Below are 19,391 nucleotides of genomic sequence, written 5' to 3' on the forward strand. Positions count from 1 at the left end.
TCGGGTTAAGCTATGATTTAACCTATCAAAATTAAAAGATTGATCGTTAATCCCTTGTTATTTAATAAGGTTTCAGGAATTAAAATCTTTATTTTATGCTGGCCCGGATTGCGAAGCCTTTTACAACGCCTGCTGCACAAGGTATTGACCCCATTTCCTGCCCGCAGCTCAACGCGCCTGTATCCTTCGCGTGCTAAGAATTAAGCATTGCAGACCAGTGAAAAATGGAGACAGTGAGAAAAAATAAAAAGGATAATATTGCCGCATCCGGTTAACGGGTAACTTAAATACATCAATACCGATCATTTTGAAAAATGGCTGACGCAGATTTTTCCCATACGGCGTTTGCAGCATTTACTATCGACATGGGCAGTGATTTTTTACTTACCTGACACGGCAAGCTGAAGAAATAAATAAAAACGCTTTTTAAAGAATGTGCAGGGTATTTCAGCGACGTTGTTTAGCGTCGCCGGGGAAGAATGCTGTGAATAACGGTGATTCCGTAAATGCTGCCCTGAATCACCGTCACAGGAAGGGATCGGGCCTGACTATGGCTGCTGCGGTTTAAACACCTGCTGCACAAATTCGATATACGCAGGTCGCCAGACATCCATCTCATGCCCCAACCCCGGATATTGAGTGTAATGGAATTTTACGCCCTGCTTTTCCAGCTCGGCTTTGAGTCCGGCAATGTCTTTGCCGGTCACGATGTCTTTATCGCCCACCGCCAGCGTAATGTTTTTCAGCTGCTTATTCACCGCCTGCGCCTGACTCAGCTGGCGTGTCACAGCCTCATTCGGCACCGTACTGGTGGTCACGCCGCTAAAGCTGGCCAGCCAGCCAAAGTCGTTCAGGTGCGTCATGCCTGACACCAGCGCCTGATAGCCGCCCTGAGACAGTCCGGCTATCGCCCGGTCTGCCGGTTTGCGACTGACGGTAAAGCGCTTTTCCACCAGCGGGATAATGTCCTGCATCAGTTCCTTATCGGCGGCGGCGGCATTGAGGGGATAAAAGTCTTTGCGACGGTCGGCTGGGGGAAAGTTTTCAGGAATGGCCTGCACGATGTCCGTTTCGGTATCGGGCACCACAACCAGCATCGGCGTGATTTTGCCTTCGGCCAGCAGGTTGTCCATAATCTGCGGCAGGCGGAGCTGCGAGATGGCGGACAGCCCGGTATCGCCAAAACCGTGATAGAAGTAGAGCACCGGTAACGGTTTACCGTCTGCCTTATAGCCCGGCGGTGCCCAGACAAAGACCTGACGTTCGGATTTCAGTGCGGTGGAATGATACGTCAGCGTCAGCACATCGCCGTGCGCCACGTTACGCTCATCCAGAATGCTGCCCGGCACCAGAATCATACTGGTGTTCACCTGGCGCTGCGGTTTGGTAAAGCGGCTGCCGGTATCCGGCGTGCGGAAACCATCCACATCAAAATAGTACTCATATAAATCGGGCTTCAGCGGCTCGCTGGTCCACGACCAGATGCCGGCACTGTCCTTTTTCATATCATGGGATTGCTGACTCAGCGGCGTGGCCCCCGTGACCACAGCAACCTGCTTCGCGGCGGGCGCAAACAGGCGAAAGGTAATGGAGTGATCGGGATTCAGCGCGGTGATATAGCGGCTCACGGGGATGTGAGTATCCGGGGTTTGCGGTAACGGTGCGGCAAGCAGTGCGGATCCATATCCCATCAGCAGGCTTCCGGCCACCAGGGATAAACAGGTTAATTTTTTCTTCATTTTGCGTCCCGATAATTGAATTGATCACGCGGTATTTATTACATTTTTTCTCCGGGAAGCGAGGTGATAGCGTCGCAAAAAGCGCAGGCTGTGACGAACGTCAAAGAATGGCGTTAACCTGCCGTCAGCCTCACCGGTACGCGATCGCCCCGGCGCGTTGAGATGCTGTTCAGGCGTAAACCGGTAAGGTCATGACATCAACGGTTCAATGATGATTTGCGAGGCACTATGCATATTACCTACGAAAAACTGGCCGATCGGCATCTGAAAGAGATGTATGAAATCCGCTTCTCGGTGACGGAAAACCGGCTGCATGCTCACCAGATCCGCTATCTGCAGCGTGAGCAGGCGCTTGACGATATCCGCCAGGGCGGTGGCTGGATCGCCAACGTCGATGACGAGTACGTCGGTTACGGGCTGGGTATTTATGCGCCCGATCCGTTAATCGGTGGCCTGTTTATCAAGCCCGCGTTTCAGCGGCTCGGGATAGGTAGCCAACTGCTTGAAAACATCACCGACTGGTTCAGACAACAACAGGCCCGGTCGATGATGTTGACCACCGACACAGGTTCCCCTGCTGAACGTTTTTATGAAAAACACGGCTGGCGCGCGGCGGGGACTGATGAATATGGCCAACGGATTATGCGCAAGCCCTGAACCCGGTGTTGCCTGCGCAAACCCCAGTTATCGCAGGCACACGTTGTGCCAGACCTTTGCCATCGGGTCTATCCACTTTTTTTACAACCGTCGTACAACAGCCCTGCACTTTTTTGCCCACTCATGCTTCATTACGGTTATTGTCGCAGCGTAAACACAGCACTCCCGATAAGGATTAAGAAACGATGCGTAAACTTCCCCTTTTTGTGGTCACGCTTGGCCTGTTAATGTCGGTTGCCTCTCAGGCACAGGCAGAAGGCTGCCTGAAAGGCGCGCTGGTCGGCGGCGTAGCCGGGCACCTTAAACACCATGCGGTTGCCGGTGCCGTGGCGGGCTGCGCGGCAGGACATTACCTGGCGAAGAAGCATAAAGACGAAGAGAGTAAGCAGAGCCATTAAAAGCGGCGACAGGGCTGACGGAGCAGCCCTGTGATTCACAACAGTATCTCCCTCTTACAGCCATGCTTATCGCGCCGGGGCACCGTTTTCCCTGTCAGGGAAAAGAACTGCATAAAGCCTGTTGACCTTTTCGATGTGCATCACGCAGGCGTCACAATGTTCCTGTCACCTTAATTGTCTCAGGCGTCAACTCAAACGGCGTTGGCGTGCAGACCGCCAGACTCAGCTCGCCTGTCTGCAGCGCGCTGACCGACAGCGCTGACGGTGCGGTGCTGTCGATGCTGGCCATCTGCCAGGCACTCCCGCCGCGCTGCTTGATGATAGCCTCTTTGATCGTCCAGATGCGCCAGAAGGCCGCTAACTGCTGGGATACCGGTTTGGCCGCAATCTGCGCCCGCTCACCCGGACTGAAGAGATTTTCAGCCAGGCGCGGCCAGTGAGGTCGCGGTCGTATGACTTCAATATCACAGCCCACCTCCCCTTCATCACTGAACAGCAGAGCAATCGCATCCCCGCTGTGACTCAGGCTGAATCCCCGTTGTACCTCTGGGGCAAATGCGGGTTTGCCATTCACCCCATACCGCATCGCGGGAACCGGCGTTATTGCCGCAGAGAGCAGCGCGCGCCCGGCAAGCCAGCTGGCACGGCGCGCGCCTGTGGGTGCCTGATCGGTCAGCTCGGGTGCAAGCGGTGCCACACTGAGTTGAGAAATCTTGCCCAGAAAGATTTGGTACATATCAGGCAACGCGCTTGATGATGAGGGACGTATTGATCCCACCAAACGCAAAGTTATTGCTCTGGAAAAACTCGCAGTCAATTTTGCGGGATTGCCCCATGATATAATCCAGTTCGCCGCAGTTCGCGTCCGGTTTGGTCAGATTCAGCGTAGGCGCAAACCAGCCCTCGCGCATCATTTGCAGGCTCATCCAGGCTTCCAGCGCGCCACAGGCACCCAGCGTGTGACCGAAATAGCTTTTCAGTGATGAGATCGGGACCTGATTGCCATAAATCGCGGCGGTGGCCTGACTTTCAGCCAGATCGCCGCGATCGGTGGCGGTGCCGTGTGCGGAAATATAGCCGATGTTCTGCGGACTTAAGCCTGCCATGGCGAGCGCTTTTTCCATGCAGATTTGCATCGTCTCGCGCTGCGGCTGGGTTATATGGGCTGCATCACAGTTAGTGGTGAAGCTGACAATCTCGCCATAGATTGTCGCGCCGCGCGCTTTCGCATGTTCCAGCTCTTCCAGAATCAGCGTACCCGCACCCTCGCCAATCACCAGGCCGTCACGTTTTTCATCGAAAGGCGATGGCGTGGTGGTCGGCGCATCGTTGCGCTGACTGGTGGCAAAAAGCGTATCAAACACCGCCGCTTCCGAAGGGCACAGCTCTTCTGCGCCACCGGCCACCATCACCGTCTGGTAACCATGACGAATCGCTTCCCAGGCATAGCCGATGGCCTGGCTGCCGGAAGTACAGGCGCTGGATGTCGGGATAACGCGACCGCGCAAACCGAAAAACAGCCCGGTATTCACGGCGGTGGTATGCGGCATCATCTGGACGTAGGTGGTACCGGTAATGTTGTTGGTGTGCTTTTCCGTCAGCATGGTGGCGAATTCACTCACCGGGCCGGTGCTGCCGGTTGAGGAGCCATAAGCAATGCCGGTTTCACCGTTGGTCAGCACGGGATCGCCGATCAGGCCTGCATCTTCCAGCGCCAGCTCGCTGGCGCGGGTGGACATCAGAGACACGCGGCCCATGGAGCGGATGCGTTTGCGCGTGTAGTGCTCGGGCAACCGGAAGTCGTCGATGGGCGCGCCCAGCAACGTATGCAGCCCGTCATAGACCTGCCATTCCGGCATCCTGCGCACGGCGTTTTCGTATGCCAGCAGCCTGGCGGACACGTCCTGCCAGTTTTCACCAAAGGCGGTGACCCCGCCCATACCTGTAATCACGACACGCCGTGTCATAACATCCCTCCGTTGATGGAAATCACCTGCCGCGTTACATAGCCCGCAATATCGGACATCAGGTAGCGGGCAAGACCGGCCACTTCCTCCGCCTGCCCCATGCGTTTCATTGGGATCAGGGACATGGCTTCTTTCAGTGCGGTCTCTTCCATGTCGAGCATGCCGGTATCGATCAGCCCCGGCGCGATGCAGTTAACGGTGATTTTGCGTTTTGCCAGCTCAATCGCCAGGGCTTTAGTGGCCCCAATTATGCCCGCTTTCGCGGCGCTGTAGTTCACCTGACCGCGGTTGCCCATCAGGCCCGACACCGAGGAGAGCGTAATAATGCGTCCGCCCTGCCGGGCGCTGATCATCGGCATGATGCATGGCTGGATCACGTTGTAAAAACTGTCCAGGTTGGTGTGAATCACGCTGTCCCAGTCATCGTCGCTTAAGGCCGGGAAGGCGGCATCGCGGGCAATACCGGCATTGCTGACCACGCCATACCAGGCGCCATGTGCCTCAATATCCTGCTCCAGCACGTCGCGGCACTGTTGACGCTGCGCGACATCAAACTGCAGCAGACGGCCTGCGCCACCGGCCGCGAGAATGGCATCCAGTGTCTGCTGCGCGCCGCTGGCATCATGATGATAGTGGACGCCAATCACAAAGCCGTCCGCCGCCAGCTGGCAGGCGATGGCACGACCAATACCTTTGCTGGCACCGGTAACCAATACTGAACGACTCATGTGGACGCTCCTTGTTGAAATAAAGAATGAAGTTCGTCGGCGGTGGGTTGAAAGGTGTTCACGCGGCCCGTGGCCAGGACCACTTCATCCGCCGTAATCGTGCATTCGAAACTGCCAAAGCGCGCATCCTGCATTAACAGTCTGACCTGCACGTGCAGTGCTGCATCGGCGGGCAACCGGCCTGTAGCGCAGACTAACTCCCGTGCGCCCAGCACCATTCCCAGGGCGATGCTGCTCTGCCCCTGCTGATGGCGATGCCAGCCCGACCAGACGCCCACCGTCTGGGCCATTAACTCCAGCGCATACCAGCCGGGCAGATGGCCGTTCGCATCCAGAAACGGTGCCAGTACGCTCCGGGGCGACACCGTGACGCAACAGGTCGCGCTGTCAGCCGTCACGCTGCTGACCGTTTCAAGTAACAGCATCGGCGCATCGTGTGGCAAATACTCAGCGGGGGATAAGTAATGGCTCATGAAATCTTCCCAAGCAGGATACTGGCGTTATTACCGCCGAAAGCAAACGAATTAGACAGGATTACCGGGCGTTCCAGCGGCTGAGGCCGGGAGAGAATGCCGCACAGTGGCAGATCAGGATCGTGCGGCGACTGGCTGAAATCCTGGGCCGGCAGCGGCAGATCGCGCTGCAGAATCAGCATGCTGAGCGCCGCTTCCGTAATGCCCGCCGCGCCTAAGGTGTGCCCGGTCAGATGTTTGGTTGAACTGCACGGTACCGCCGTGCCGAACAAGGCATTCACAACGCCGGACTCAATCTGATCGTTAAGCGTCGTGGCGGTACCGTGCAGGTTGATATAGCCCACCTGCTCTGGCGTGAGACCGGCTTCGTTCAGCGCCTGCATGATGGCGCGAATAGCGCCTTCGCCCTGCGGATGCGGCGCAGAAATATGGTAGGCATCGCTGGATTCGCCCACGCCCAGCAGCGCAATCGGCTGAGGTTCACGGGTTAACAGCATCAGCGCCGCGCCTTCGCCAATCGTGATGCCACTGCGATCACGGCCAAAGGGCTGACACAGCGTAGGCGACAGCGATTCCAGGCTATGAAAGCCGTTAACCGGCATCCGGCTGAGCGTGTCCGCGCCGCCGACAATGGCCACATCGGCCAGCCCCGCGTCAATCAGGCGACGCCCGCTAATCATTGCCCGGGCGCTGGAGGAGCAGGCGGTCGAGAGCGTAAAGGCCGGACCATCCAGCGCCAGCCAGTGGCTGAGAAAGCGCGATGGATCGCCCAGTTCCTGCTGTGGATAGTGCCAGGCCGTGCTCGGCTGCTGGTTAAGCCGCCGGCTGACGTGCGTGTCCCCTTCATCCAGGCCGGAGGTGCTGGTACCCAGCACCACCGCCACCCGGTCGCGGCCATAGCGGGCTATCGCGTCATCCACCTGCGGCTGAATCTGCGCCAGTGCAGCCAGCAGCAGCTGATTATTGCGCGATCGGTGTGCGCTGAAGGCCGCCGGGATGGCGGGCAGTTCGCCCTCCACTCCCGCCAGCACTGCCTGCGGATGGTCATGCAGCCAGCCGGTACGCGCCCGCATACCGGGCGCCACGCCGCGTGTCAGGTTCGCCGCGATCGTGTCGTTATCGTTGCCCAGCGCGTTAATCATGCCGACGGCCGAAATGAAGATCATGTCAGTCATCCAGGTATTGAATGGTGATGTGGTAGTGAAAAACATGCTGCTGGATGCTGATCGGCTCGCGCCTGCCGTGCCGGTTCAGATAGGTAATCTCCGTCACCAACTTGCCGCTGGCATCGCGCAGTTCGCGCTTATCGCCCTTATCCACCAGCGTCCAGCCTTCAGGTAACTGCGGCAGCCAGGCGCTCACAGGCCAGTGGCTGAGCATGACGTCGGCCAGCACCTGACTGGCGGGCGGCAACTGCGGCACCACGATCGACTGCTCAGTGTGCACGCCCTGCTGGTCATAGGTCACCAGGAACAGGCGAATGCCGACTGATGACAGCCCCGCCAGCGTCAGCTTTTTATCATCTGCGTTGAGCATTACAAGCAGCGACTGGGTTTTACCGTTGAAACTGCCGGTGAGAAGCTGCTGCGAACTGACCGACGGCGAAATCCCCGGCGCAGGCAGCGTAACGCGCGCGCCCGGTGCCAGCCAGGCCTGCGGGCGCGATGCCTGCGGCTTGTGGACATGGCTGCAGCCGGCCAGAATCAGGGCGGCCGCCACTAACAGGCCGCTTCTGATCGCCCCGCGCGGCCGTGCTGGCCGCGTCGTGTGCATCAGACGCGACCCGCATGTTTTCAGTAAACGCACAGTCAGGTTTCTCATCGTCTTTTCTTCTCTTTTTTTGTCGGCATCGCCAGGGGCGCAAGCAGCCAGGCGGTGAAAATCCCGCTGACCAGTACGATCCCGAAACTGCTGATGGCCTGGGTGGCGCTGAAAACCAGCATGCCAAGCGTCAGCAACGTCGTCATCATCGCCAGCGTGATGGCCAGCATAGAGGTCAGTGGCGTGCCGCGTGGATTACTGAAAAACAGCGTGTAATTGATGCCAATACCCAGCACCAGCACCAGTGCCAGCAGCGAAAACAGGTTCACCGCGTGGCCGCTCAACGCCAGCACGGCCAGGCCACAGCTCAACGATAATACGGACGGCACCAGGCTTATCGCCCCTTTGCGCCAACCCAGGCGCGCGATGGCTCCGCAGGCGATGACCGCCAGCGCCACCAACAGTAATCCCGTCAGGATATGGCGATACAGAGCAAACATCGCATCAAAGGTGCTTTTGCGGTCCACCCAGGCCACGCCGGGCGTCCCCTGGCTGAGCGCATTCAGCGCCGCGCTGTCTTTCACGCCGTCAACCGGCACCAGCACGCCGCTCTCGCCGTTCTGCAGCGTCAGCCACAGCAACCGCCAGCCTTCGCTGGCCGGGCTGGCCAGCCAGTCCGCGACGGTCACCGGCATCGCATTCAGGTCCGGATTGACCGTGGTTATCCCGGCCGCCTTCAGCGCGCGGAGCACCGTCGGCGCAGCTTCGGTTAACAGCACCCTGTCCTGTGCCTGACGGGCCAGAGAATTCAGCGGCACGGTGCGGTAACCCTTCAGCAGCCCCTGCGCTTTCGCCTTCTCCAGCACCGGCGTAAAGGCTTCCAGCCGCGTCAGCGTTTGCTGGGCGTTCTGGCCGTAAATCACAAACCATTTTTGATCCACGCTCTGGCCCGTCAGCGCGGTAATCGCTTTTTCCTGCGCCAGCACCGTAGCCGGTAATGCCTGCAACTGCGCAATATCATCATCTACGTGCAGCCGGGCAGCGCCCACCAACGAAAAGAGTGCCAGCGCCAGCGGCAGGCCGAGCGACAGCTTTTTGTTGCGCCGCCAGGCCGCCAGCCAGCGCAGCATCAGCACCATGGCGGGCACCGGACGTACAGGCAGCCCGCGGCACAGCCACGGATGCCAGAACACTACCGTCAGGCAGGCGGCACTCAGGCCCGCTGCGGCAAAAAGCGCCATCTGGCGGATGCCCGGGAACGGCGCGAGCATCATAATCAGATAGGCGGCTACTGTCGTCAGCAGAGCCAGCAACAGTGCGTTACGTACTTTCGCCAGGCTCTGCCAGGGCGAGGCATCGGCTCCGTGCACCATGCGCTCGGTGAGATAATAGAGCGTGTAATCGGCAGAGATACCAATAATGCTCATGCTCATCACCAGCGTCATCAGATGCAGTTCGCCAAACACCAGCAGCGTGACAACGGTGCCTGCCAGCGCGCCCACACCAATCGAGAGCAGGCACAACAGAATCGGCCGTAGCGAGCGAAACACAGCCATGATGAGCAGCAGCACGCCAAGCACGGTAGCCAGCCCCAGCGTCGAGACATCGTGCTTCGCCTGCTGACTGGCATAATCGCTGTAAAACACCGTGCCGCGCGATAACAGTTGAGCCTGTGGATGCCCGGCCTTGAGCGTTTTTTCCAGCGCGCCGAGCGTACGCACCAGCTGATGCGTGCGCTGCATATCAAATGATGAGCCAGCCAGCTCACCATGCAGCAAATACCAGTAATTACCCTGGCTGTCCTGCGTCACCAGCCAGCCATCCATCAGGCGCAGCCGTTGGCCATTTTTCGCCATCGCCAGCTGCGATCCGCGCATCAGCATCAGCGGATCGTTTTGTAACTCTTTGCCGCTGACGCCGGAAAAAGCGGAGTAAAGCTGAGAGAGGATCCACTGCGCCTGTGCCTCGCCGCCGTTTTGCAGCCGCTGACGGGTTTCGCTGTCGATCATGCCGTTACGGTGCTGCCAGAAAAACGATCCCCAGGCCTGCTGACTGTCGGCATCCATCGGACCTTTCACCCCGGCCAGCATGCCGGATTGCTGCAACAGCGTCAGCCAGTCGCGGGCAACCTGGGGATCGGCCTGCTTACCGGGGCTGACCAGCCAGACCAGTTGCCTGTCGAGACGCTGCATAAAGCCGTCGTTCAACGCAGGCGGAATCGTGCCCAGCGCCTGCTTTGGCAGCATCGCCAGCACACTGCTGTTCAGTTGCGCTTTGGGCAGTAGCGTCAGGAGCAGCGTCACCATCACCAGACAGACGAAGCCCCATAACAGCGCGGGCCGTTTACTGGGCGGCAAAGCGTTGGCGTTCATCATCGGTCAGTTGTGCGGGTGTCAGTTGGTGGTGCGAAAGCGTGATGTCGGTGCGATCGCCCTGCTTATCATTCAGTTGGATCTGCTCCAGAAAGGTTTTTCCGGCCAGATCGATGCGGGTGAAAATCTTGTCCAGCGGCGTCGTGATCGGCGTCAGGCGCAGCGTCCAGCGGCCCTCGCCTTTGTCGGCAAACGCGACGCGGAAGTTCTGCTCCAGCACCTTACGATCCGCCTGGAACAGCGCGCGCAGCAGGTGATTAAACTGGAACATCTGCGGATTGTTCTCGGCGGTGATAGTCTGCGGCGGCTGACCATTAATCACCTGCACCATACGTTTATCATCCAGCAACAGTTGCATCGGGAACGGGCGGGTTTGATCCCACAGCAAGCCCTTGTCGCGGGCGATCAACATCGTCCCCTCGGATCGCAGCGGCTGCGGCATATCTTTGATCGTGCGCACCTGATCAAAGTGGGCGCGGATCACCGGCTGCGCGGTAAAGCGCTGCTGCAGATCATCAAGCGTCAGGGCGCTGACAAACGGACTGATCAACAGCGCCAGTAACAACAGCCCTCTCATGGCGTAACTCCCATACGTTCAAACAGAATAGCCGGGCAGACAAAGCACATCTCACGACTTTGCTCGTGTACCGCGACCTGAATGGTGTAGCCCGTCGTGGTGCGTTTGCCGCTGTCGGCATCGAAAATTTCATAACCAATGCGCAGACGGTTTTCGAATTCCTCTATGCGCGCCCGCACGCGAATACGCTGTTCAAAGGTGACGGCATGGCGGTATTTCACTCGCGTATCCACCACCGGCCAGACGTAGCCGGACGCTTTCATCTGGCGATAGCCATAGTCAAACTGATTTAGCAGCGCCTCACGGGCAATCTCGAAATAGCGAAAATAGTTGCCATGCCAGACCACGCCCATCACATCGACATCATGAAAGGGAATGGTCAGCTCAACATCGACAGTAAAACGGGGATCGTTAAGCACCCTTCACTCCTTGTCTTTGCTATCCGGCAGTTGCCAGAAATCGAAAAAGTTAAACCAGTCGAGCGGCGACTGGAGTGCGTAATGCTCAAGACGTTCAGCATAGCGATCGATAGTCTGCTGCAGCGCATTTTGCCGGTCGTCGCGCGGCAGCAACAGCGGATCGGCGAACGGCTCGCAGTGAATATGCAGTTTGCCCTGCTGACGCAGCGCGAAAATCAGATCGACCGGACAGCGCAGAATCGACGCCAGAATAAATGGCCCCTGCGGGAACGGTGCGGGTTGGCCCATAAACCGGCTCCAGCAAATGCGCCATTCCCCGCCGCGCTGCGGGTTGACCGCAATGCGGTCGCCCACAATCGCGATCCACTCGCCGCGATCCAGCTTTTCTTTCAGCAATATCGCGGTATCCGGGCCGATATCGGTCACCGGCATCAGGTTCAGGCCTGCCTGCGGGGCCATCTCTTCCATGATTTGCTTAAAACGCTTTGCGTTGTCGCTGAACACCAGCGCATTAATGACTTTACTGCTGTTCAGTTGCGCCAGCGCCCGACAGGCTTCCACATCGCCCAGATGCGAGGCCAGCAGAAGTTTGCCCTGCGGATTACGCAGATCGAGCAACGCTTCAGCGCCGGGGGCAAAGGTAATATCGCGCCCAACGTGCAGCTCGCCGCGCCAGCTGGCAATCTTATCCAGCATCACCTGACCAAAACGCAGGAAGTGTTGGTAGCTGGTCAGGTTGGCGGGCACCGGTTTCTGCCGCACGCGCAGTTGCTCACGCACACGCGCGAGCCAGTGCTGTGAGGCGTGACGCGCGGTGGTGGCTGTCAGCCAGTACACACCGACGACCGGATACAGCAACAGCGTAAACGCCCTGCGGCCCAGTACGCGCCAGACCAGCAGCATCAGTCGCATCCCCCACAGCCCTTTGACCTCTTTCTGCCGCGCCCAGTGCTGCGGAGAACGGCGGCCCAACAGGGAAGGAATCCGCGGCAACATGCCGAAAAACAGCCGCGTGTGCATCAGGGAAATGCGCACGTTATCTTTGAAGGCATCGAAATGCGACAGGCCGTCCTGAGGATAAGTCACGCGGGTGGGCACAAAGTAGCTGGGATGGCCCTGCCAGTAGAGCCGCACCATCACTTCGGTATCGAAATCCATGCGCCTGCCGAGGGTGGCATGCTGTGCCAACTGTAAGGTGGGCGCGATGGGATACACGCGAAAGCCGCACATACTGTCTTTTAACTGCAGGGACAGCGTTTCGATCCATACCCAGACGTGGGTAATCCAGCGACCATACAGGCGCGAGCGCGGAATTGACGCATCATAGACGGGCTGCCCGGAAATCAGCGCCTCGGGATGCTGTTGCGCCAGCGCCAGCAGCGCAGGAATATCCTCAATCGCATGCTGCCCGTCCGCATCCACCTGCACGGCATGGGTAAAACCGGCCTGCGCCGCGACCTGCATCCCGTGCATAACCGCTGCCCCTTTACCGGCGTTTTCCGCCAGGCGCACCAGCGTCAGCGTGCTGTTTTCAGCCGCCAGCCGATCCAGCACCGTCTGGGTTGCGGCATCGCTGCCGTCGTCGACCAGGATGCACGGCAGGCCGAACGGTGCCAGGCGCGTCAGCACCGTGGCGATCATCGCACCGTGGTTATAGCAGGGAATCAGGATGCAGGGGGAAAAGGTCAGCGACATAACCGGATCTTACCGCTGCTGGCGGTATGGCGCGCGTCACCGGCGTGACGCTGATAGCTGAAACTCAGCATCTGGCGCGCGTCCTGCCAGCTAAGCGCGAGCGTCACGGTGCTGTCCGGCAGCAGCGGCGACTGAAACTTCACGTTCTGAATGCTGTGAAAACGCCAGCCGGGCACCAGCAGCGTGGTGGCGTAATGCATGACCCAGTCCATCTGTGCCACGCCGGGCAACAGCGGCTGCACGGCAAAATGTCCTTTGAACCAGAACAGTGACGGATCAAGGTGTAACACAATCTCAGCCTCATCGGGCTGCGACTGATGGCGCTCAATTTCATGGGGTTTCATGAAACCACTCCTGTAGCTGCGCATAAACACGCTTGTTCATACTGTTAACCGGGATCGCGTCAATGACGCGCCAGTAACGCGGCACGGCAACCGGCTCCAGCCAGGGCTGCAGCGCCCGCCGCCAGGCCAGCTCCTGCTGCTTCGACGGCTCACGCTGCCAGTGCTGGCGCGCCGCTGCATCCAGTACCAGCAGCGCCCCAATGGCCTGCCGTCCATGCCGTAACACCGGCACCGCCGCCGCCTCGCGGACTCCCGGCAGACTCAGCAGGCGCTGTTCGACCTCACTGAGTGAAATCCGCTTCTCTTCAATTTTCACGACCCGGCCACGACGGCCCGTCAGGCTGAACTGACCGTCTTCCTCGAAACGCAGAATATCGTCGAGCGTTATGCCCTCTTCTTCCGCAATCAGCGGCGAAAACACACGTAATGTCTCGTCCTGCTGATGAAAGCGCACGCCTTGAAAGGGTTGCCAGCGCACCGCCTCCTGCTGGCGGTAACGCCAGGCCAGAATGCCGGTTTCGGTACTGCCATAGATCTCGTCGGGCCAGATCTGTAGCCACTCGGCGGCCTGCACGACATCCTGCCAGGGTAACATGCCGCCCGCGGACAGCACCATCGCCACCGGTGGCGGCGTCAACTGAGGATCCAGCCGTTTCAGGAAGGCCGGGCTGCTGATAAAAGCATAGCGATAATCATGACTCAGCGCGCTTAACTGCTCGGCGTACCAGAGCATTGCCGCATGCAGCGGCAGCCCGAGCGCCATCGGCAGCATGATACGAAATGACAGGCCGTACTGATGCTGCGGGACAACAGAAGCCACGATCCGGCAACCGGCCAGGCGTTCACCAAACTGCGCCGCCAGCAAGGCCGCTTCGTCATCAAGGCGTTTCACCGCCTTACGCACCCGTTTGGGCTGTCCGGTGGAGCCGGAGGTAAACAGTTCAACGGCGGCATCGTCGCGGATTGGCGGCAACGTCTCTGTCGCTGTGGTGGCGGCCATGGACGCGCTGATCACCAGCAACGGTCCCTGCCAGCCCAACGTTTTTTCACTCAGCACGCCATCAAACAACGCACGTTGCTCGTCAAGCAACGCCGCCCGACAGTGGCCGGGTATGACCGGCGTTTTGCCTGCGTGCAGGGTCGCCAGCAGGGCAACAATAAACAGATAGCTGTCCTCAAAGCACAGCGCCCAGCGGTCACCTTCCTGCTGCTGCAGTAAATGAACCAGGCGGGCAACGTCCTGGCGCAGATGGCCGAGCGTCCAGGTACGGTCGTCCAGCCAGGCGACGGGCAGATCAGACGGGCGCGGGGCGCTGAGCCACTGAGACAGGGAAAGAGTCTGCGTCATTATCGTTCTCGTTTCATCAACTTACGGCGTACCAGCCACTCGCCCGCCATCAGCGTGCCCATCAGCAGATAGGCGATCATACCGTTCCAGGCCGTCCATAACCGCACATCCCCGTGCAGCGCGGTCCACAGCGCAATGCTGCCGTTGAGGATAAAAAAGAGGCACCAGATTTGCGTCACGCGCCGGGTATAACGCACGCCCTTTTCAGGCAGATTCGGCTCCGTTACCCTGGCGAGTCGCTCGACCAGCGGCATGGCTGACCAGAGCGATCCGCCAAACACCGCCAGCATGACGCCGTTCACCACCACCGGGTAAAAAAGCAGGAGCTGGTGCGTTTTCAGCAGATAGCTGGCCGCACACAGGGCAATGCCTGCCACCGCGACAGTCTGGGTGATCGCACGCATCGGCCCCGCGCGACGGCGGCTCTGATACAGCCGTGAAAGCAGCAGCAGCGCCATCAGGGGCAACAGCCAGTGCAGGCTGTGATGCGCCAGCCCTACGCTGATCAAAAAAGGCCACGCTACCAGCAGTAAGCCTGTCAGCAACGTGACGACGGGCAGCGTGCGTTTGCTGGCCATCGCGACTCAGGCTTCTTTTAGCAGGCGTTCTACCGCGTCAACCACATCCTGCACGGTACGCACGGCTTTAAACTCTTCCGGTTTGATTTTCTTACCGGTTTTCTTTTGCAGATGGACGATCATGTCGACCGCGTCGATGCTGTCCAGCTCCAGATCTTCGTACAGCCGCGCCTGGGGCGTAATCGCCTCCGGATCCGTTTCAAACAGCTTCACCAACAGGGCGGAAACTTCTTCATAAATAGCGTTTTGTTCTGTCATTCTGGCGGCTCCTCAGGCACGTTGCGCGTCGATGAACGCTGCCAGCGTGGCAACGGAGAAAAAGTGCTGACGCATCTCTTCACTTTCAGCCGACAGCACCACGCCGTACGCATTTTTTACCGCCAGGCCCAGTTCGAGTGCATCGATGGAATCCAGGCCTAAGCCATCACCAAAGAGCGGTGCCTCTGCATCGATATCATCGGCAGTCAGCTCGTCGAGATTCAGCGTGTTGATAATGAGATTTTTGATTTCAAGGTAAAGCGCTTGCATCATTCATTCCTGAAAAGGGTGGAGAACCTGGTTGTAATTGAAGCAAAAGATGCCGGTTCAACTGCCTTGCCGCCAGTGCCGGTTCTTGTGAGTTTGCTGTGTAAAATGAGTCGATTGCTATCCGCTCCCGCACCTCAACGCTAAACAGCGGTTTGGCGGGCGGCACGTTATACCATTTGCTCTGCTTATCCAGCAGATGCTCGCTGCAGTGAATGATCACCACACGTAAATCGCTGCCGCAGCGCACGGCAATATTGGCCGCGCCTCGCTGTAACGTCATCGGTTTATCGGGGCTGGTCCGCGTACCTTCGGGGAAGATCAAAATCGTGTCGCCCTGCGCCAGGCGCTGCCGACAGGCAGGCAACAGGGCATCCGCCTGACTGTTGATCAAATAATCCGCCGCCCGAATCACGCCGCCCACAAACGGGTTTTTCAGCAGCGCGCTCTTGACCAGACAGTCGGTTTCCGGCATGACCGAGGCCAGCAGCACGTAGTCGATCAGCGTCGGATGGTTCGCCACCACCAGGCAGCCGCGATCCTGGCGCAGATGCTCCAGCCCGCGCATGCGGTAATCCAGTACGCCGACGCCTTTTGCCACCCATAAAAAGAAACGAAAGCTGGCGGCAATACTGCATCGGGCGATACGGCGGCGACGGCCTTTGTCCCATACCACCAGCAGCAGCAGGTTAAACCACACCACAGAAAGCAGCAGTCCACCCAGTCCGAACAGAGCAAAACAGAAGCCGGTCATCACCAGCCGCCATGCCCGGTTTACCACCGCGAACAGCCTGCTCATGCCCGTCTCCACTGCCACTGCATGCGCTCGCCCGCTAAGGCAAAGGTGGCGTCATCGTTCAGGTAATGCTGTAAAAACTGCAGACTCTGCGGCAAGGCGCTGTCCTGCCCTGTCTGCTGTGGCCGCGTTTCGCACTGCAGGGCCTGGCCGGCTTCAATCACCAGCGCCACGGCAAAGGGCCATGTCGCCATGGGGTTCGGCAGTTGCGGAAGATAAAATTCAGGCATGGTGCCGTCGAAATCCACCATCAGCACGCGCTGATAGCCTGCCTGCAGCAGACAGATCACCTCACACAGCCCCTGCTGAAACGTGTCTTTTCCCGCAGAGAGCGAAGAGGAAACAACAGGTTTCCGGGCGGCAATGGTCAGGCTGCCCACGGCGGAGTTATGAACGGACAGGGCAAAATCGGTGGGCGACAGCGCCTGTCCTGTCGCCAGGGCCTGCAAAATTCGGAAGTTGCGTTCCAGCTCACCGTGACGGCTGGTATACAGCACGGCATCAATCTCATGCTGTCGCAGCATGGCTAATCCACATTCTACAGCCAGCTTGCTGCCCGAACTGAGGCGACGCGCGGTCATCATCGGCAGTTCTCTCAGCTTCGCCTGCGGCGCGGCCGGATCGATGGCGAGCGACAGCCGTGCCCAGTCGAGCCACTGTGGTGTTTCGCTTAATCCTGGGGCCCTGGCCTGCCAGTCAATAATGTTTAATGCAAATTTCATCAACGCGCGTCCGCGATATTCAGGTGATACTCAGGGCGCTTTACGCCGCTTTGTTATTTTTTTGACACTGCAACAACGTATGCCCAACGCCCAGGTTGTCATGACGTTCATCCACCTGGAACCCTGCCTTCTCCAGGCAGTCATAAAACGTTTCTACGCTGTAGAACCGGCTGTTGCCGTTTGCCATACAGGTGAAATAAAGCGAAGACGCATTGAGACTAAATGAGGCCGCTTCAAACTTCTGTGCATCCCAAAACAGTTCCATGATGAACAGCGTTGCGCCGGGTTTCATGACGCGGGCAACCTTGCTCAGTACGGCGACGATCTGCGCCGGTGAAAAACAGTCCAGAAACTGACTCATCCACCAGATATCCGCCTCTGCCGGTAACGACGCGTCGGCAAGCATATCTGCTTCATGGAAAGCGATGCGATGAGAAAAGCCTGCATTTTCGATATTTTCACGGGCCAGCGCAATTTGTTGTGGCAAATCAATCAGGGTGACCGCGACGTCACGGTTGTATTCACAGCACCGTATTGCCCATTTCCCCGTATTGCCGCCCACATCGTTGATGGCGGCAGGACGGCTGGCGAACACATACGGAAGTGCGGCGTGAAACGCGCTGTCCGAGTAATAATGGTCGAAGGCAAACCAACTGTTCCGCGCGGCGTCAGGGAGCTGTGACAACCCCGGATAAATCGTTGACCAGTCGCCAAACACCTGTAACCCCGCGGGTTTGCCGGTTTCCAGCGACGCCTGAAGATGGAACAGCCCCTGATAACAAACGTCCTGGGTGAAATCCATATTCACGCGCGTCATCGCGTCATGCAGCAGATAATGCCCCACTTTCGCCAGAACATAGCGCCCGTCCTGCTGGGTGACGATGCGCCCACTCAACCCCATATCCAGCAGCACGCCCACGGCATAGACATTGATGCTGCTGTTTTCCGCAATGGCGTCCAGCGTAGCGCCGGTTTTCCCCTGTTTATCCAGATACGCAAGTACACCGGTATTACGCAGACACAGCGCCGCCTGAAAAAGCATGGGCGCAAACGCAATGCGTTGCGCTTCCGTAATGGCATCCAGGGCACTGAGCGTATCCGTTTCGTACATAAGCGGGAAAACCTGCTGAGTCAAAATAGGTTTATCGGGCCATGACGGGCCCGACTTTAAAAATAATTACGGTTTTGCGCCTGCAGACAACGTAGCCTTGATGTCGTTATCCAGGGTTTGTACCCAGCGGTTATAGGTTTTATGGATCTCGCCGCCTGATGCCATCAGGTTATTGCTGCGCGCGTAGGTAATGTCATAGCCACCCGCCGAGTAGTTAATGCGCACTTCGGCTCTGTGATCACGGCTCTGGTGACTCGCGTTGATAACGTCCGGACCGGCCTGCGTCATGGTCCACTGGCGCAGTGCGCCCGCTTTCAAAATCGCGGTTTTAACCTGTTCCTGCGTGTAGCCTGCCGCCAGAGTGGTGTGAATCTGGGCAATTGGTGCCGTACGGGCACAGCCTGATAACGCACTCACAACCGCTATCGCGGCGAACCACTTCATATACTTTTTCATTCAACATACCTGTCTGTGTGAAGTTAATAAGAACAAAATCATTAGCGTGAAAATAATTATCATTATTACCATGCAGGACTTATTTGCGTTAAATTAAACGCAACCAGTGTGGGCTGATGGCCCGATAAGCGGCCGCAATGGTCTTATATTTACTCTTTTACTTCAACAAAATTAATTAACAAGTGGAACAGCCGTATTGTGGCCATGCTGTTATCACAGGCCGAGGGGATAATTTAGCCACCTCAGCATAAGCCGCGTTATTAAAGCACCGCTCATCAGACGGATAACATTTACGTTATGTGATGCGTTCCAGCAAGGTTATTTCCCCCGGGCTGGCGCGCCGATCCTGCCACATTCACGATTTGACGCCAGGCACGTTGCACGTTCACCGCGACGTGGTGCCGGGTTCATCGCATCAGGTTGGCCGGGATTTGGCGCGGTGCGGGACGATGACCAGCGATATTATCCGCAAAGGAGACGTCAGCAGGATTCCGGGAGAAGCTAAATCGCATTTTTTCATGCTTCCTTATTGCTGTCACAGAGACCTTCGCTCCGGACCCTGAAGTCTTTTTGCGCGATATGCGCTGATGAGCCTTACAGGCATCCTGTAACAGGAGACGTTCAGATTCACACAACGGTATTTAACCGTGCCTGCTTTAATAGACGATCGTTTATTAAAGCAGGTGCTTACCTTTTCGGTACGGTATCTGCATAACCTAAAATCC

The 19,391-nt window shown here is 58.1% G+C and carries 22 protein-coding genes; 2 read left to right on the plus strand and 20 right to left on the minus strand.

Annotated features, from left to right (window positions below; all coding sequences use genetic code 11):
* Positions 1–548: 548 nt before the first annotated feature.
* A complete protein-coding gene (locus GC090_RS17570) occupies positions 549–1,691 on the minus strand; it encodes an alpha/beta hydrolase-fold protein (protein ID WP_054634693.1) in 1,143 nt (380 codons plus the stop codon).
* Positions 1,692–1,967: 276 nt separating this feature from the next.
* On the opposite strand from GC090_RS17570, the gene GC090_RS17575 reads away from it, so the two are divergent.
* Both GC090_RS17575 and GC090_RS17580 read left to right on the plus strand, forming a co-directional pair.
* Positions 1,968–2,396: a GNAT family N-acetyltransferase gene (locus GC090_RS17575; protein ID WP_054634563.1), complete on the plus strand. Its 429-nt coding sequence runs from the start codon at positions 1,968–1,970 to the stop codon at positions 2,394–2,396.
* 185 nt (positions 2,397–2,581) lie between these two features.
* Entirely contained in the window at positions 2,582–2,794 is a 213-nt protein-coding gene (locus GC090_RS17580; protein ID WP_033740144.1) for a hypothetical protein, read from the plus strand.
* Positions 2,795–2,945: 151 nt separating this feature from the next.
* On the opposite strand, the gene acpT is transcribed toward GC090_RS17580, so the two are convergent.
* The 19 genes from acpT to GC090_RS17675 form a co-directional block, all read right to left on the minus strand.
* Entirely contained in the window at positions 2,946–3,530 is a 585-nt protein-coding gene (gene acpT, locus GC090_RS17585) for a 4'-phosphopantetheinyl transferase AcpT (protein ID WP_039338821.1), read from the minus strand.
* A 1-nt stretch (position 3,531) separates the two neighbouring features.
* Complete coding sequence (locus GC090_RS17590) at positions 3,532–4,761, minus strand: beta-ketoacyl-ACP synthase (RefSeq protein ID WP_205957240.1); 1,230 nt, start codon at positions 4,759–4,761, stop codon at positions 3,532–3,534.
* A complete protein-coding gene (locus GC090_RS17595) occupies positions 4,758–5,489 on the minus strand; it encodes a 3-ketoacyl-ACP reductase FabG2 (RefSeq protein WP_058702122.1) in 732 nt (243 codons plus the stop codon). Before GC090_RS17595 ends, GC090_RS17590 begins: the two co-directional genes overlap by 4 nt.
* Entirely contained in the window at positions 5,486–5,962 is a 477-nt protein-coding gene (locus GC090_RS17600) for a hotdog family protein (protein WP_324020568.1), read from the minus strand. Before GC090_RS17600 ends, GC090_RS17595 begins: the two co-directional genes overlap by 4 nt.
* Positions 5,959–7,128 (minus strand): beta-ketoacyl-[acyl-carrier-protein] synthase family protein, encoded by a 1,170-nt coding sequence (locus GC090_RS17605; RefSeq protein ID WP_324020569.1) that lies wholly within the window; start codon positions 7,126–7,128, stop codon positions 5,959–5,961. Before GC090_RS17605 ends, GC090_RS17600 begins: the two co-directional genes overlap by 4 nt.
* A 1-nt stretch (position 7,129) precedes the next feature.
* Positions 7,130–7,735 carry an ApeN family LolB-like membrane protein gene (locus GC090_RS17610; protein WP_324021619.1) on the minus strand — a complete coding sequence of 202 codons (606 nt, stop codon included), beginning with the start codon at positions 7,733–7,735 and terminating at the stop codon, positions 7,130–7,132.
* Positions 7,736–7,779: 44 nt separating this feature from the next.
* The gene (locus GC090_RS17615) at positions 7,780–10,098 is read right to left on the minus strand and encodes an ApeM family transporter (RefSeq protein ID WP_324020570.1); all 2,319 of its coding nucleotides are present in this window, start codon (positions 10,096–10,098) and stop codon (positions 7,780–7,782) included.
* A complete protein-coding gene (locus GC090_RS17620; protein WP_058708672.1) occupies positions 10,067–10,672 on the minus strand; it encodes a LolA family protein in 606 nt (201 codons plus the stop codon). Before GC090_RS17620 ends, GC090_RS17615 begins: the two co-directional genes overlap by 32 nt.
* The gene (locus GC090_RS17625) at positions 10,669–11,091 is read right to left on the minus strand and encodes an acyl-CoA thioesterase (RefSeq protein WP_039338828.1); all 423 of its coding nucleotides are present in this window, start codon (positions 11,089–11,091) and stop codon (positions 10,669–10,671) included. Before GC090_RS17625 ends, GC090_RS17620 begins: the two co-directional genes overlap by 4 nt.
* Before the next feature lie 3 nt (positions 11,092–11,094).
* Positions 11,095–12,786, minus strand: a complete 1,692-nt coding sequence (locus GC090_RS17630; RefSeq protein ID WP_324020571.1) for a glycosyltransferase family 2 protein — start codon at positions 12,784–12,786, stop codon at positions 11,095–11,097.
* Positions 12,777–13,130: an ApeI family dehydratase gene (locus GC090_RS17635; protein ID WP_058708670.1), complete on the minus strand. Its 354-nt coding sequence runs from the start codon at positions 13,128–13,130 to the stop codon at positions 12,777–12,779. The genes GC090_RS17630 and GC090_RS17635 overlap by 10 nt, the downstream gene beginning before the upstream one ends.
* Complete coding sequence (locus GC090_RS17640) at positions 13,117–14,478, minus strand: AMP-binding protein (RefSeq protein WP_205951208.1); 1,362 nt, start codon at positions 14,476–14,478, stop codon at positions 13,117–13,119. The genes GC090_RS17635 and GC090_RS17640 overlap by 14 nt, the downstream gene beginning before the upstream one ends.
* Positions 14,478–15,056 carry a COG4648 family protein gene (locus tag GC090_RS17645; protein ID WP_205951207.1) on the minus strand — a complete coding sequence of 193 codons (579 nt, stop codon included), beginning with the start codon at positions 15,054–15,056 and terminating at the stop codon, positions 14,478–14,480. The genes GC090_RS17640 and GC090_RS17645 overlap by 1 nt, the downstream gene beginning before the upstream one ends.
* Before the next feature lie 6 nt (positions 15,057–15,062).
* Positions 15,063–15,314, minus strand: coding sequence for an acyl carrier protein (locus tag GC090_RS17650; protein ID WP_039338833.1), 252 nt, complete (start codon positions 15,312–15,314; stop codon positions 15,063–15,065).
* Between the two features lie 12 nt (positions 15,315–15,326).
* Positions 15,327–15,584, minus strand: a complete 258-nt coding sequence (locus GC090_RS17655) for an ApeE family acyl carrier protein (RefSeq protein ID WP_039338834.1) — start codon at positions 15,582–15,584, stop codon at positions 15,327–15,329.
* Positions 15,565–16,398 carry a lysophospholipid acyltransferase family protein gene (locus tag GC090_RS17660; protein WP_080752816.1) on the minus strand — a complete coding sequence of 278 codons (834 nt, stop codon included), beginning with the start codon at positions 16,396–16,398 and terminating at the stop codon, positions 15,565–15,567. Before GC090_RS17660 ends, GC090_RS17655 begins: the two co-directional genes overlap by 20 nt.
* Positions 16,377–17,099 carry a beta-ketoacyl synthase chain length factor gene (locus tag GC090_RS17665; RefSeq protein WP_058702133.1) on the minus strand — a complete coding sequence of 241 codons (723 nt, stop codon included), beginning with the start codon at positions 17,097–17,099 and terminating at the stop codon, positions 16,377–16,379. The genes GC090_RS17660 and GC090_RS17665 overlap by 22 nt, the downstream gene beginning before the upstream one ends.
* Before the next feature lie 40 nt (positions 17,100–17,139).
* Positions 17,140–18,210 (minus strand): methyltransferase, encoded by a 1,071-nt coding sequence (locus tag GC090_RS17670; RefSeq protein ID WP_324020572.1) that lies wholly within the window; start codon positions 18,208–18,210, stop codon positions 17,140–17,142.
* A 66-nt stretch (positions 18,211–18,276) separates the two neighbouring features.
* Entirely contained in the window at positions 18,277–18,666 is a 390-nt protein-coding gene (locus tag GC090_RS17675; protein WP_058702135.1) for an ApeA family protein, read from the minus strand.
* Positions 18,667–19,391 lie beyond the last annotated feature (725 nt).

Origin of the sequence: Pantoea sp. JZ29 (assembly GCF_035190385.1) — a bacterium.
Lineage (GTDB): Bacteria > Pseudomonadota > Gammaproteobacteria > Enterobacterales > Enterobacteriaceae > Pantoea > Pantoea stewartii.

Excerpts from the sequence above, each read along its gene's own strand:
- GC090_RS17570 (WP_054634693.1), bottom strand. The coding sequence starts at position 1,691 with ATGGGATATGGATCCGCACTGCTTGCCGCACCGTTACCGCAAACCCCG.
- GC090_RS17575 (WP_054634563.1), top strand. The coding sequence starts at position 1,968 with ATGCATATTACCTACGAAAAACTGGCCGATCGGCATCTGAAAGAGATG.
- GC090_RS17580 (WP_033740144.1), top strand. The coding sequence starts at position 2,582 with ATGCGTAAACTTCCCCTTTTTGTGGTCACGCTTGGCCTGTTAATGTCG.
- acpT (WP_039338821.1), bottom strand. The coding sequence starts at position 3,530 with ATGTACCAAATCTTTCTGGGCAAGATTTCTCAACTCAGTGTGGCACCG.
- GC090_RS17590 (WP_205957240.1), bottom strand. The coding sequence starts at position 4,761 with ATGACACGGCGTGTCGTGATTACAGGTATGGGCGGGGTCACCGCCTTT.
- GC090_RS17595 (WP_058702122.1), bottom strand. The coding sequence starts at position 5,489 with ATGAGTCGTTCAGTATTGGTTACCGGTGCCAGCAAAGGTATTGGTCGT.
- GC090_RS17600 (WP_324020568.1), bottom strand. The coding sequence starts at position 5,962 with ATGAGCCATTACTTATCCCCCGCTGAGTATTTGCCACACGATGCGCCG.
- GC090_RS17605 (WP_324020569.1), bottom strand. The coding sequence starts at position 7,128 with ATGATCTTCATTTCGGCCGTCGGCATGATTAACGCGCTGGGCAACGAT.
- GC090_RS17610 (WP_324021619.1), bottom strand. The coding sequence starts at position 7,735 with ATGCACACGACGCGGCCAGCACGGCCGCGCGGGGCGATCAGAAGCGGC.
- GC090_RS17615 (WP_324020570.1), bottom strand. The coding sequence starts at position 10,098 with ATGATGAACGCCAACGCTTTGCCGCCCAGTAAACGGCCCGCGCTGTTA.
- GC090_RS17620 (WP_058708672.1), bottom strand. The coding sequence starts at position 10,672 with ATGAGAGGGCTGTTGTTACTGGCGCTGTTGATCAGTCCGTTTGTCAGC.
- GC090_RS17630 (WP_324020571.1), bottom strand. The coding sequence starts at position 12,786 with ATGTCGCTGACCTTTTCCCCCTGCATCCTGATTCCCTGCTATAACCAC.
- GC090_RS17635 (WP_058708670.1), bottom strand. The coding sequence starts at position 13,130 with ATGAAACCCCATGAAATTGAGCGCCATCAGTCGCAGCCCGATGAGGCT.
- GC090_RS17640 (WP_205951208.1), bottom strand. The coding sequence starts at position 14,478 with ATGACGCAGACTCTTTCCCTGTCTCAGTGGCTCAGCGCCCCGCGCCCG.
- GC090_RS17645 (WP_205951207.1), bottom strand. The coding sequence starts at position 15,056 with ATGGCCAGCAAACGCACGCTGCCCGTCGTCACGTTGCTGACAGGCTTA.
- GC090_RS17650 (WP_039338833.1), bottom strand. The coding sequence starts at position 15,314 with ATGACAGAACAAAACGCTATTTATGAAGAAGTTTCCGCCCTGTTGGTG.
- GC090_RS17655 (WP_039338834.1), bottom strand. The coding sequence starts at position 15,584 with ATGCAAGCGCTTTACCTTGAAATCAAAAATCTCATTATCAACACGCTG.
- GC090_RS17665 (WP_058702133.1), bottom strand. The coding sequence starts at position 17,099 with ATGAAATTTGCATTAAACATTATTGACTGGCAGGCCAGGGCCCCAGGA.
- GC090_RS17670 (WP_324020572.1), bottom strand. The coding sequence starts at position 18,210 with ATGTACGAAACGGATACGCTCAGTGCCCTGGATGCCATTACGGAAGCG.
- GC090_RS17675 (WP_058702135.1), bottom strand. The coding sequence starts at position 18,666 with ATGAAAAAGTATATGAAGTGGTTCGCCGCGATAGCGGTTGTGAGTGCG.